The following is a 12,380-nucleotide window of genomic DNA, read 5'->3' as shown; positions in this document are numbered from 1 at the left end:
GGCGAGCCCGTTCCGGCCTAAGGCTACGCCTGGCCTGACCAGTCGATTGGAGCGTAGTGCGCGTTCTGGCGGGAATTGTCCCAGCTCATGCCATGGTCGCTGAAAACGTTGCCTTCCACGCCCATTGCGAGGCCGAGCCAGTCGGGATTGACGGGATGGCCGGTGGCCGCCCACATCTGCCCGTCCTCGCGCATTGTCGGCAAGGGTTCGATCGCCAGTTGCATCACGCCGGCAACCTGCACCGACCGCTTCTTGTCGTTGACCTGGTACCTGATAGGCACCTTCTTGGCCCCGAGATTGGTGCTGATCATCGGCGCGAAGGCAGCCATGGGCCCACCGGCCGCGCCGGTGAAGATGGCGCCCAGCGCTTCCGTTTGCCGGTCATCCGCACGATCGTCGATATAGGCCGCCGCCGTCCAGTTGCCCTCCGCCATCGGACCTGGCGTGTGCGCGACCATCGCCACGCTGAGGCCATCCAATCGGACGTCGCCGAAATTGCCCTTGTCGATATGAAAGACCAAGGCGACGTCGCAAACGCCTTTCGTCGGCCTCGATGTCAACTGCGCTTTGGTGGAGATCAGGCAAGGACATACGACATCGCAGCTACAATTCTCGAAGTAGCTGCCAGATAATCGCCAACTGACTGCCATTTGCACCTCCCGTTTCGTCAGGCGCGTCGGCATGTCGCTTTGGAGAGCCGTTCACGACTATGTTGCGGGAACGGCAGGTGGCTCCCGCAGCGACTGTTCGGCACGCCAGGGTATTATATAAGCTACACCTAATTTCAGGTTACGCCCTTGCCCGGCACTGTCAAGCCGCAGGCATCACGGCTGGCGATTGGCGAAAAGCCAAAATGCCGGCTGACCTCTCCCCTTGCGGAGGAGATGGCCGGAGACCGGAGGGGGCCGCTGCTCCGCCAACCTGTCGGCAAGAAAGCGCCCCTCCGCCTTGCCGCATCTCCCCCTTTGCGAGCCCTCAGGGGGAGATCAACCAATCACCAGCGCCTTCGCCAATGGACCACCGCCCACAAAAAAAGGGCCGGCGCTACGCCCAGCCCTTCATTATCTATCACCGATATATCAGATATATCCAACCTTAAGCCAGAACCTCACATGCCAGCCGAATACCGTTATACCCCAGCCGACTACCGCTCATCCTTCAAGCGCCGGCAGATCTCATCGAGCTGCTCCAGCGAGCGATAGGCAACCTGCAATGTGCCGCCCTTGCCCTTATGGTCGATGGTCACGATCATGCCGATCGTGTTGGTCACAAGCTTCTCGAGCGCCAGCGTGTCGGGGTCCTTTTCCGGCGCGCTTGGCGCAGATTTGGTCTTGGCCGGCGTCGGCCCTGCAGGCATCTGCGCCAGCGCCTCGGCCTGGCGCACCGAAAGCCCCTCCTCGACGATCCGCTTGGCGAGCCCGGCCGGATCCTCGGCCGTCACCAGCGTGCGGGCATGGCCGGCCGACAGCGCGCCGTCGACCAGCATGTCGTGGATGACATTGGGCAGCTTCAACAGCCTGAGCGTGTTGGCGACGTGGCTGCGGCTCTTGCCGATCACCTGGCCGAGATCGGCCTGGGTGTAACCATGCTCGTCGATCAGCTGCTGATAGCCATGCGCCTCTTCGACCGGGTTGAGGTCGGCGCGCTGCACATTCTCGATGATCGCCAGCTCCAGCGCCGTGCGGTCGTTGACGTCGCGCACGATCAGCGGGATCTCGGTCAGTCCGGCGCGCTGCGCCGCCCGCCAGCGCCGCTCGCCGGCGATGATCTCGTAGCGACCAGGCTGCGACGGCGACGGCCGCGCCACCACAGGCTGCACCACGCCATGCTCGCGGATCGACTGGGCGAGATCGGTCAACTCGGCGTCGCCGAAATGCCGGCGCGGGTTCTTCGGATTGGGGCTGACGAACTCGATCGGCACCTTGCCGTCCGCCGCCACGGCTGCGTTCGGCTTTTCCGGTGCGGCCGGACGGTCTATCTCGCCGATCAGCGCTGCCAGGCCGCGGCCAAGTCTCTTTCGTGATTGGTCTTCACTCATTGGATTATCCAGATCGTTTCGGAATCGAATCGGCTAATTAACCAGGGGCTGAAAATTCAGGCGGCACGCAGCTTGCGCTCGCGGCGGATGACTTCCGAGGCGAGCTGCAGATAAGCCTGGCTGCCCGAGCACTTCAGATCATAGAGGATCGCCGGCTTGCCATAGGATGGCGCCTCGGACACCCGCACATTGCGCGGGATGATCGTCTCATAGACCTTGTCGCCCATATGCGTGCGCACGTCCTGCACCACCTGGTTGGCGAGGTTGTTGCGGCCGTCATACATGGTGAGCACGATGCCCTGTATGGTGAGATCCGGGTTGATCGTGCGGCGCACCTGCTCGACGGTTTCGAGCAGCTGGCTGAGACCTTCGAGCGCAAAGAACTCGCATTGCAGCGGCACAAGAACGGAATCGGCTGCCGCCATTGAATTCAACGTCAAAAGATTGAGCGAAGGCGGGCAGTCGATCAGCACATAGCCGAAGGGCGCCGCGCGTTCGGTGGCGGCGCGCAGCGCATTTCGCAACTTCAGCACCCGGTCAGGCGCCGAGGCGATCTCCATTTCGATGCCGAGCAGGTCGAGGGTCGAGGGAATGATCGACAGCCCGGGCACGGCCGTCGGCACGGCGGCGGCTTCGAGTTCGAGTTCACCGGTCAGCACATCGTAGGATGAGGTGGTGCGATCCTTGCGGTCGATGCCGAGGCCGGTGCTGGCATTGCCTTGCGGGTCGAGGTCGACGATCAGCACGCGCTCGCCGATCGCGGCCAGCGCCGTCGCCAGATTGATCGCCGTCGTCGTCTTGCCGACGCCGCCCTTCTGGTTGGCAACGGTGATGATACGCGGTCCAGTTTTCATGGGTCTATGCCACTGATTCATTGCAGATTCGCCGGGCGCAATTCGCTGATTTCCAGGATGACGCCATGGGCGTCCGTCATGCTTGAATGTTCTACCAGATCGAAGGCCCAGCGGTGAGCGCTTTCTTCCACTTCGGCGCGATAATCCCGGCCTTTATGGAAAAGCGCGCGTGCGCCTTTGGTCAGCCATGGCGCCGACAGATCGAGCAAATCGGGAAGCGCGGCAAGAGCCCGTGCGGTGACGATTTGCGGTTCAGGAACAAGAGCATAGCTGTCGTCAATGCGCCGCGCTATGACCCGCGCCGGCAAATCGAATTGGCCGGTGACCGATTGCAGGAAAGAAGCTTTCTTGCGGTTGCTTTCGACCAGGTCGATGGCCGCGCCAGGGCGCTCCGACAGCAGGAAACCCAGCACAAGGCCCGGAAAACCGCCGCCGGAACCGAGGTCGACCCAGCGTGTCGCATTGGGTGCGATTCGCGCGAGCTGCGCGCTGTCCAGGATATGGCGGCGCCAGACATCATCCAGCGTCGACGGCGCCGCCAAATTGATGCTGCGATTCCATTTCAGGAACAGCTGTTCGAACGTCTGCAGGCGTTCGAATGTTTCACGTGAAACTGGTCCTGCGGCATTCTGCAGGTCATCCCAGGCATCAGCACTCACGCGACGTTCCTTCGCGCAGCCAACTCGACATTGCGAACATGCGCGACGATGATCGCCAGCGCCGCCGGCGTCATGCCCTCCATACGCTGCGCATCGGCGATCGAACGCGGCTGCCGCGTCTTCATCTTCTGCTTCAGCTCGTTCGAGAGGCCGGGAACCTCCGAGAAGTCGATGGCATCCGGGATAAGGCGCGACTCCTCATGCCTGATCTGCGCGACATCGGCTTGCTGCCGGTCGAGATAGACGGAATATTTCGCCTCCGTTTCAAGCCGCTCGGCTGTCTTGACGTCAACAGCTGCAAAGCGCGGTTCGATACCCGTCAGCCAAGCCATGTCGACGCCCGGATGCGCCAGCAGCTCATAGGCGGAGCGACGCACGCCGTCCTTGTTGATTTCCAGGCCGTACCGTGCTGCCTCGTTCGGCGTGAAGGTCACCGATTTTGCCAGCGTCCGCGCTTGCTCGAGCCTGCCGTTGACATCATGGAAACGCCGCAGGCGCTGCGAAGAGGCAATCCCGAGTTTTGCCGCCAGCGGCGTCAACCGCTCGTCGGCATTGTCGGCCCGCAGCGACAGCCGGAACTCGGCGCGCGAGGTGAACATGCGATAGGGTTCGGCGATGCCGCGGCTGGTGAGATCGTCGACCATCACGCCGATATAGGCTTCAGTGCGGCTAAGCGTGACCTGATCATCACCGGACGCCCTGCGCGCCGCGTTAAGGCCGGCGAGCAGACCTTGCGCACCGGCCTCTTCATAGCCGGTCGTGCCATTGATCTGCCCGGCGAGAAAAAGACCGGCGACACGCTTCGTCTCCAGCGTGGTCAGCAGCTCGCGCGGATCGACATGGTCATATTCGATCGCATAGCCCGGCTGCAGCATCGTCGCCTTTTCCAGGCCTGGAATGGTCTTCAGGATATCGAGCTGCACATCTTCCGGCAGCGAGGTCGAGATGCCGTTCGGATAGACGGTGTCGTCGTCGAGGCCCTCGGGCTCGAGGAAAATCTGATGGCCCTCACGGTCGCCGAACTTGACGATCTTGTCCTCGATCGACGGGCAATAGCGCGGCCCGACGCCTTCGATCGAACCGGAATACATTGCCGAGCGGCCAAGATTGGCGCGGATCAGCTCATGCGTCGCCGGCATGGTGCGGGTGATGCCGCAATGGATCTGCGGATTGACGATTGCGTCGGTCATCAACGAGAACGGCACCGGATCCTCATCCGGCGCCTGGCTGTCCAGCGACGCCCAGTCGATCGTGCGGCCATCGAGGCGAGGGGGTGTCCCGGTCTTTAATCGGCCAAGCGTGAAGCCGGCCCGGCTCATCGTGGCTGACAGACCTAGGCTCGCCTGCTCGTTCATGCGGCCGGCGACGATCTTCTTTTCGCCGATGTGGATCAGACCGCGCAGGAAGGTGCCGGTGGTCAGCACCACGGCGCCGCATGCCAGGCGGCGATCGCCGGAAACCTGGACGCCCGTAATCCGCCCATCCACAATCTCGAAATCCAGGACCTCGCCCTCGACGACGTCGAGATTGGCTTGCTCGTTGATCGCGGCCTGCATGGCCAGGCGATAGAGCTTGCGGTCGGCCTGAGTGCGCGGTCCGCGCACAGCCGGGCCCTTGCGGCGGTTGAGCAAGCGGAACTGGATACCGGCCGCATCGGCGACACGTCCCATCAGCCCATCCATGGCGTCGATCTCGCGCACCAGATGCCCCTTGCCGAGGCCGCCGATCGCCGGGTTACAGGACATGACGCCGATCGTGTCGAAGCGCAGCGTCACCAGCGCGGTCCTGGCGCCGGCGCGCGCGGCGGCACTTGCCGCCTCGCATCCGGCATGGCCGCCGCCCACCACCACCACATCATAGTGATTGGTCATTTTCCAGGAATCCGCTTTCAGAGATTGCCCGACACATGTCCCTGCCGTGGCGCGCTGTCAAGAAGCGCTCGCCGTTTCACGTGAAACAAAGCTGCCCCGAGCAGACAGTCAAATGTTTCACGTGAGTCATTGGCTCGCCTTGTTTCACGTGAATCACTTGCCGATGCAGAATTGCGAGAAGATGACATCGAGCAGGTCTTCGACATCGACCACGCCGACGATCCGTCCCAGTCGGTCCGCGGCCAAACGCAGCTCCTCCGCGCGCAGCTCTTGACCTTGACCCGCCGAAGCCGCGACGAGGAAGCCCTTCGCTTCATTCAACAGGTCGACGTGCCTCAGCCTGGACGGCAGAACGTCGGCGGCGTCGCCGATCGCATCAGCGGCGCGCCGTCCAATCTCCTGCAGCAGCTGTCCCAGACCGGTCCCCACCTTGGATGAGATCGCCAGATCATAGGTGGCCGCGCTCGAAGGCTTGAGGTCAACCTTGGTGCCGACCCGGATCATCTCGACTCGTTCCGGGATGACGCCGACGGGCAGCGGTTCGACCACGTCCTCAAGCAACAACACAAGATCCGCGCTTGCAGCCTTGGCTCGCGCGCGCTCAATGCCGATGGCCTCAACCTTTCCGGTTGTCTCGCGCAAACCAGCCGTATCGACGATACGAACCCGCATTCCATCGAGGTCGAGAACAACTTCCAGCAAGTCGCGGGTCGTGCCTGGTTCATCGGTGACGATTGCCGCCTCGCGCTGGGCAAGCGCATTGAACAGACTGGATTTCCCGGCGTTGGGCGCGCCAAGGATAACCACCTCGAAGCCATCACGGATGATCTCGGCAGCCTTGTACCCGTCCACATGATGCTCGATCTCCCCGATCAAGGCCCTGACGTCCGACCAGACCGCATCCGAAACGGAACCGGGCACATCGTCTTCATCGGGAAAGTCGATCTCCGCTTCGATCATCGCCCGCGCATGGATCAGCCGCCGGCGCCAACTCGAATAGAGCTCGCTCTGCGCGCCTTCGGCGTTGCGCACGGCAAAGCGGCGTTGCGCCTCAGTCTCGGCGTTGACCAGATCAGCCAGCGCCTCGGTCTCGACCAGATCGAGCTTGCCGTTGAGAAAGGCGCGTCGCGTGAATTCGCCGGGCTCGGCATGCCGGACGCCTTCAAAGCCCACGATCGTTTCCAGCATCTTTGCGGCGACCGCCCGGCTGCCATGGACCTGGAATTCAGCGACATCCTCGCCGGTGAAGCTGCCCGGCCCGGGAAAGAACAGGACGAGGCCGTGGTCGATGAGCGAGCCGTCATCCGCGCGTAGCCTCCGCAGATTGGTAAACCGGTCCTTAACGGACCCGGCCATCGTTTCGACTACGAATCGAGTCCGCGGCCCGGAAACCCGGATCACAGCGATGCCGGCAGGCAGGCGACCGCTTGAAAGCGCTACGATCGTGTCTCGTGAAACCATTTGCCGGACCTGCCCAACCGCCCTAGCCTTTGCCCGTGTCAAACCAAGTCAAAACCATCAACCCGAGCCGCCAATCGTGACCTTGCCCGCCCAAAACCTGCTTGCCGACGAGGCGAGCCCCTATCTGCAGCAGCACAGCGACAACCCTGTGCACTGGCGGGCGTGGTCCCCGGCGGCGCTTGCCGAAGCCAAGCAGCTCGGCCGGCCGATCCTGCTCTCCATCGGCTATGCCGCTTGCCACTGGTGCCATGTCATGGCGCATGAAAGCTTTGAGAACGACGCCGTCGCCGCCGTCATGAACCGGCTCTATGTGAATATCAAGGTCGATCGCGAGGAGCGCCCGGACATCGACCAGATCTACATGGCGGCGCTCCACGCCATGGGCGAACAGGGTGGCTGGCCGCTGACCATGTTTCTGACGCCCGAAGGCAAGCCTTTCTGGGGCGGCACCTATTTCCCGCGCGAGGCGCGCTATGGCCGGCCGGGCTTTATCCAGGTGCTTGAAGCCGTCGACAAGGCCTGGCGGGAAAAGCAGCAGAGCCTCGCCGAAAGCGCCGACGGGCTGACCGCCCATGTCGAGCAGCGGCTTTCCGGCGCGAAGGGCAAGGCTGTCCTCGAGCGCGACGTGCTCGCTGATCTCAGCAACCGCATCGACGGCATGATCGACCGCGATCTCGGCGGCCTGCGCGGGGCGCCGAAATTCCCCAACGCGCCTTTCATGCACACGCTGTGGCTCTCCTGGCTGCGCGACGGCCAGGCCGCGCACCGCGACGCCGCGCTCGTCAGCCTCGAAAAGATGCTCGCCGGCGGCATCTACGATCATGTCGGCGGCGGCCTGTCGCGCTACTCTACCGACGCCGAATGGCTGGTGCCGCATTTCGAAAAGATGCTCTACGACAACGCCCAGCTCATCCGCTTGTGCAATTGGGCCTATGCCGCGACAGGCAAAGACTTGTTCCGGGTGCGAATCGAAGAAACCGTCGCCTGGCTGCTGCGCGAGATGCGGGTCGACGGCGGCGCCTTCGCTGCCAGTCTCGATGCCGACAGCGACGGCGAGGAGGGGCTTTTCTACACCTGGAGCAGGGACGAGATCGAAGCTGCGCTCGGTGACGATGCGGCGACCTTCTTTCGCTGTTTCGAGCTTGCCGCGCCGCATGGCTGGGAAGGCAAACCGGTGATTCGCCAGAACCAAGCGCAGCAGCGTGAAAGCCTCGCTGACGACAGCCGGATTGCGCCGCTGAAGGCCAAGCTGCTCGTCATCCGCGAACAGCGCGTCAGGCCTGGCCGCGACGGCAAGGCGCTCACTGACTGGAACGGGCTTGTAATTGCGGCGCTCACCGAAGCGGGCCGCTCGCTTGGGAGACGTGACTGGATCGACGCCGCGGCCAAGGCCTTCGCGCATATTGTCGGCGCCGGCGACAATGGCCGCTTGCCGCATTCCATGCTTGGCGCGAAGAAGCTCTTTCCGGCGCTATCGAGCGACTACGCGGCAATGACCAATGCGGCGATCGCCCTGTTCGAAGCAACCGGCGATCCGGCCTATTCGGACCATGCGAAGGCTCTCATCGCTGAACTCGATCGCTGGCACCAAGACAGCGACAAGACCGGCTACTGGTTGACCGCGTCGGACAGCGGCGACGTACCTATCCGCATCCGCGGCGATGTCGACGAGGCAATTCCGTCGGCCACCAGCCAGATCGTCGAAGCGCTGGTGCGGCTGTCTTCACTCACCGGGGATCTCGATGTCTGGGAAAAAGCCTGGACGACCGCCGAGCATGCCATGGGTCGCGCCGCGCAACTGGCCTATGGCCAGGCCGGCATCGTCAACGCCTGCGCGTTGGCGCTCGAGCCGCTAAAGCTGGTGCTGGTCGATTCCTCAGAGAGTCCAAGCCTCGTTCCGGTTGCGAATCGGAATCCTGACCCGCGTCGGGTAGATATCGTCGTGCCGATCGGTACGGAAGCGAATCGACCATTATTGCCAGGCGGCGTGCTGCCTTCGACTGACAAGGCGGGTGCCTGGCTCTGCACTGGCCAGGTGTGCTTGCCGGTGGTGACGGATGCGGCTGAACTGGAGAAGTTGTTGCGACGGGAGGCCTAAGTGAAGCTACAATTACGGACGCCGGCGCTGCCCCTCATCTGGCTGCCGCCACCTTCTCCCCGTAAACGGGGAGAAGGGACCTTGTCGCCGCCGATTTCGCCAATCGTTCGAGAAAGAGCGCCGGGTTTGCCAACAGCCTCTTTCTCCCCGTTCACGGGGAGAAATGCCCGGCAGGGCAATGAGGGGCGGCGCCGACCTTTGCCCTTGTCGTCCGGCGATCACGCGATCGCTCTGAAAAGCAAGAAGGACGGAAATCTCCGCCCTGCTTCTGGCCCAATCACGTATTCATCGAATCGAAGAAGTCGGCGTTGGTCTTGGTCTGCTTGAGCTTGTCGATGAGGAACTCGATCGCATCGGTCGTTCCCATGGGGGCCAGGATGCGGCGCAGCACGAAGATCTTCTGCAGGTCCGCTTTCGGAACCAGAAGGTCTTCCTTGCGGGTGCCGGACTTGAGGATGTCCATAGCCGGGTAGATGCGCTTGTCGGCCACCTTGCGGTCGAGCTGGATTTCGCAGTTGCCGGTGCCCTTGAACTCTTCGAAGATGACTTCGTCCATGCGGCTGCCGGTATCGATCAGCGCGGTCGCGATGATGGTCAGCGAGCCGCCTTCCTCGATGTTGCGGGCGGCGCCGAAGAAGCGCTTCGGACGCTGCAGAGCATTGGCGTCGACACCGCCGGTCAGCACCTTGCCGGATGACGGCACGACGGTGTTGTAGGCGCGGCCGAGGCGCGTGATGGAATCGAGCAGGATGACCACGTCGCGGCCATGTTCGACCAGGCGCTTGGCCTTTTCGATCACCATTTCGGCGACCTGCACGTGGCGAACCGCCGGCTCGTCGAAGGTCGAGGAGATCACCTCGCCCTTCACCGAGCGCTGCATGTCGGTCACTTCCTCGGGCCGCTCGTCGATCAAAAGCACGATCAGATAGCATTCCGGATGATTGGCCGTGATCGAGTGGGCGATGTTCTGCATGAGCACCGTTTTACCGGTACGCGGCTGCGCATTGATCAGCGCGCGCTGGCCCTTGCCGATCGGCGCAACCAGGTCGATCACGCGCGGCGAGATGTCCTTGCTGGTCGAATTGTCGACCTCCATCTTCAACCGCTTGGTCGGATAGAGCGGCGTCAGGTTATCGAAGTGGATCTTGTGCCGGATCTTTTCGGGATCGTCGAAATTGATCGTGTTGACCTTGAGCAGCGCGAAATAGCGCTCGCCCTCTTTCGGGCTGCGGATCGGCCCTTCGACCGTATCGCCGGTCTTCAGCGAAAAGCGCCTGATCTGCGACGGCGAGATATAGATATCGTCGGGACCCGGCAGGTAGTTTGCATTGGCCGAGCGCAAGAAGCCGAAACCGTCCTGCAGCACCTCGACCACACCGTCACCGATGATCTCGATGTCCTGCGCGGCCAGTTTCTTCAGGATTGCGAACATCAGCTCCTGCTTGCGCATGACGCTGGCGTTCTCCACCTCGAGCGTCTCGGCATAAGCGATCAGCTCTGGCGGTTTCTTGTTCTTGAACTCAGTGAGTTTCATTTCTTGCATTAGATAGACTCTGGGTAAGCTTTGGGGAGGAATATCGGCTGGATGCGACAAATGCCGGGCGCGGCCGAAAGCGATAAAAGGGCGGCGCATGGCGGAAAGGAAGACCCGTCTTGTATCGTCGGTCGCTTGAAAGAGCAAGCCGCCTTTTGCCGGGCTTCTGCTGGAGCGGGAAAGCCTAGAACGGCTTCACGATGACCAGGATGACGATACCGATCATCAACAATGTGGGGATCTCGTTGACGATCCGCCAGTGCCGCGCCGGTTTTTCGTTCTTGTCCTCGGCGAACTTGCGCACAGCGCCCGCAAGATAGCCATGCAGGCCCGACAAAACGAGCACCAGCGCGATCTTGGCGTGCAGCCAACCGCCCTCAAAATGAAAAATCCTCCAGGCCATCCATAGACCGAACACCCAGCTGACGATCATTGCCGGATTGATGATGCCGCGCAGCAGCCGGCGTTCCATCACCTTGAACGTCTCGGACTGCACCGAGCCTTTCTCGGCATCGACATGATAGACGAAGAGCCGCGGCAGATAGAGCATGCCGGCCATCCAGGCGATGACGGCAATCACATGGATCGCTTTCGCCCAGGGATAGAAGCTCTCGTCCGCCACGTAGAAAAGCAGGACCGTCAGCACAACCAGAACGCCGATCCCAATTGCCATGCGCTTCATAGCCTGGCCGGTGCTGTTGGCGTTGCCGGCATCGGTCATCGCTGGCTCCTCACCTGTTTCACCATTGCCTCGACATGCGCCACCGGTGTCTCCGGCGTGATGCCGTGGCCGAGATTGAAGATCAGCGGCCCACCGCCCAAGCTTCGAAGGATAGCATCGACGCCGTCAGCCAGCGCCTTGCCGCCGGCAACCAGCCGCAGCGGGTCGAGATTGCCTTGCACCGCGCCTTCGGCCTGCAGCGCCTTTGCCATCGACAGCGGCACCGTCCAGTCGAGACCGAGGCCGGTGATGCCGGTCTTGCCCCTGTAGTCGCGATAGCGATCGCCGGCTCCCTTCGGGAAACCGATCACCGGAACGTCCGGGTAGACCGCCTTCACCTGGCGCACGATCTCGGCAACGGGCTTGACGCAGAAGGCTTCGAAGCAAGCGTCGTCGAGCACACCCGACCACGAATCGAAGATCTGCACCACATCGGCGCCGGCCTCGATCTGGCGGATGAGATAGGCAGCCGAGTGATCGGCGAGGATCTTCAGGAGCCGTGCAAAGGCCTCGGGCTCGCGATAGGCGAAAAGCCGCGCCGGGCTCTGGTCCGGCGTGCCGTGACCGGCGATCATATAGGTCGCCACCGTCCAGGGCGCGCCGCAAAAGCCGATCAGCGTCGTTTCACCAGGCAGCTTTGCCCGCAGCCGGCGCACCGTCTCGTAGACCGGTTCGAGATTCACGTGAAACGTTTCGCCGGTGAGGTCCGCAATCTCGCCCGCCGCGATCGGCTTCAAGATCGGCCCGCGGCCCTCCTCGAAGCGAACCTCGCGGCCCAGCGCATGCGGCACGACCAGAATGTCGGAAAACAGGATCGAGGCATCGAAGCCGAAGCGTTCGATCGGCTGCAGCGCCACTTCGACGGCAAAGTCCGGGTCATAGCAGAGGTCGAGGAAGGATCCGGCCCGCTTCCTGGTATCGCGGTATTCCGGCAGATAGCGGCCTGCCTGACGCATCATCCAGAGCGGTGGCGGTGAAGCCGTCGCGCCCCTTAGGACGTTCAGCATGATGCGTTTTCCTGGCATTCAGCGCTGTCCTCTCCAGCCTTCTCTTAAAACAAATATCTATTCTAAATGAGTCTTCTGATTCTAAGAGTCTGTTGGTTATGGTGGTTGTGACCTGTCCCGTCTCGCGCCCCGAAATT

At 62.5% G+C, this 12,380-nt stretch carries 10 protein-coding genes; 1 reads left to right on the top strand and 9 read right to left on the bottom strand.

The genetic code is table 11. The features are described 5' to 3' along the window. Window positions 1-23: 23 nt before the first annotated feature. The 6 genes from AB6802_RS17530 to mnmE form a co-directional block, all read right to left on the bottom strand. Window positions 24-683, bottom strand: coding sequence for a DUF1326 domain-containing protein (locus tag AB6802_RS17530; RefSeq protein ID WP_371011411.1), 660 nt, complete (start codon window positions 681-683; stop codon window positions 24-26). 461 nt (window positions 684-1,144) lie between these two features. Then, entirely contained in the window at window positions 1,145-2,038 is an 894-nt protein-coding gene (locus AB6802_RS17525) for a ParB/RepB/Spo0J family partition protein (protein WP_371011410.1), read from the bottom strand. A 56-nt stretch (window positions 2,039-2,094) separates the two neighbouring features. Next, entirely contained in the window at window positions 2,095-2,892 is a 798-nt protein-coding gene (locus AB6802_RS17520) for a ParA family protein (protein WP_371011409.1), read from the bottom strand. Window positions 2,893-2,909: 17 nt separating this feature from the next. Beyond that, window positions 2,910-3,551, bottom strand: coding sequence for a 16S rRNA (guanine(527)-N(7))-methyltransferase RsmG (gene rsmG, locus AB6802_RS17515; protein ID WP_371011408.1), 642 nt, complete (start codon window positions 3,549-3,551; stop codon window positions 2,910-2,912). Beyond that, the gene (gene mnmG / locus AB6802_RS17510; protein WP_371011407.1) at window positions 3,548-5,422 is read right to left on the bottom strand and encodes a tRNA uridine-5-carboxymethylaminomethyl(34) synthesis enzyme MnmG; all 1,875 of its coding nucleotides are present in this window, start codon (window positions 5,420-5,422) and stop codon (window positions 3,548-3,550) included. The genes rsmG and mnmG overlap by 4 nt, the downstream gene beginning before the upstream one ends. Window positions 5,423-5,575: 153 nt before the next feature. Next, on the bottom strand, window positions 5,576-6,883 hold the full coding sequence (mnmE, locus tag AB6802_RS17505; RefSeq protein WP_371011661.1) for a tRNA uridine-5-carboxymethylaminomethyl(34) synthesis GTPase MnmE: 1,308 nt from the start codon (window positions 6,881-6,883) through the stop codon (window positions 5,576-5,578). A gap of 76 nt (window positions 6,884-6,959) precedes the next feature. Here mnmE and AB6802_RS17500 point away from each other — a divergent pair, with 76 nt between their 5' ends. Then, entirely contained in the window at window positions 6,960-8,981 is a 2,022-nt protein-coding gene (locus AB6802_RS17500; RefSeq protein WP_371011406.1) for a thioredoxin domain-containing protein, read from the top strand. Window positions 8,982-9,258: 277 nt separating this feature from the next. On the opposite strand, the gene rho is transcribed toward AB6802_RS17500, so the two are convergent. The 3 genes from rho to hemE form a co-directional block, all read right to left on the bottom strand. Continuing rightward, complete coding sequence (gene rho, locus AB6802_RS17495; protein WP_371011405.1) at window positions 9,259-10,524, bottom strand: transcription termination factor Rho; 1,266 nt, start codon at window positions 10,522-10,524, stop codon at window positions 9,259-9,261. A gap of 175 nt (window positions 10,525-10,699) precedes the next feature. Further along, entirely contained in the window at window positions 10,700-11,236 is a 537-nt protein-coding gene (hemJ, locus tag AB6802_RS17490; RefSeq protein WP_371011404.1) for a protoporphyrinogen oxidase HemJ, read from the bottom strand. Next, window positions 11,233-12,261 carry a uroporphyrinogen decarboxylase gene (hemE, locus tag AB6802_RS17485; protein ID WP_371011403.1) on the bottom strand — a complete coding sequence of 343 codons (1,029 nt, stop codon included), beginning with the start codon at window positions 12,259-12,261 and terminating at the stop codon, window positions 11,233-11,235. Before hemE ends, hemJ begins: the two co-directional genes overlap by 4 nt. Window positions 12,262-12,380 lie beyond the last annotated feature (119 nt).

The sequence above is a fragment of the Mesorhizobium sp. RCC_202 genome (assembly GCF_041355295.1).
Taxonomy (GTDB): domain Bacteria; phylum Pseudomonadota; class Alphaproteobacteria; order Rhizobiales; family Rhizobiaceae; genus Mesorhizobium.
Note: the sequence above shows the minus strand (reverse complement) of the source record. Positions and strands in the feature narration are given on the sequence as shown.

What these genes read in the sequence shown, in the direction of transcription:
- AB6802_RS17530 (WP_371011411.1), bottom strand. Translation starts at nt 683, where the DNA reads ATGCCGACGCGCCTGACGAAACGGGAGGTGCAAATGGCAGTCAGTTGG.
- AB6802_RS17525 (WP_371011410.1), bottom strand. Translation starts at nt 2,038, where the DNA reads ATGAGTGAAGACCAATCACGAAAGAGACTTGGCCGCGGCCTGGCAGCG.
- AB6802_RS17520 (WP_371011409.1), bottom strand. Translation starts at nt 2,892, where the DNA reads ATGAAAACTGGACCGCGTATCATCACCGTTGCCAACCAGAAGGGCGGC.
- mnmG (WP_371011407.1), bottom strand. Translation starts at nt 5,422, where the DNA reads ATGACCAATCACTATGATGTGGTGGTGGTGGGCGGCGGCCATGCCGGA.
- mnmE (WP_371011661.1), bottom strand. Translation starts at nt 6,883, where the DNA reads ATGGTTTCACGAGACACGATCGTAGCGCTTTCAAGCGGTCGCCTGCCT.
- rho (WP_371011405.1), bottom strand. Translation starts at nt 10,524, where the DNA reads ATGCAAGAAATGAAACTCACTGAGTTCAAGAACAAGAAACCGCCAGAG.
- hemJ (WP_371011404.1), bottom strand. Translation starts at nt 11,236, where the DNA reads ATGACCGATGCCGGCAACGCCAACAGCACCGGCCAGGCTATGAAGCGC.
- hemE (WP_371011403.1), bottom strand. Translation starts at nt 12,261, where the DNA reads ATGCCAGGAAAACGCATCATGCTGAACGTCCTAAGGGGCGCGACGGCT.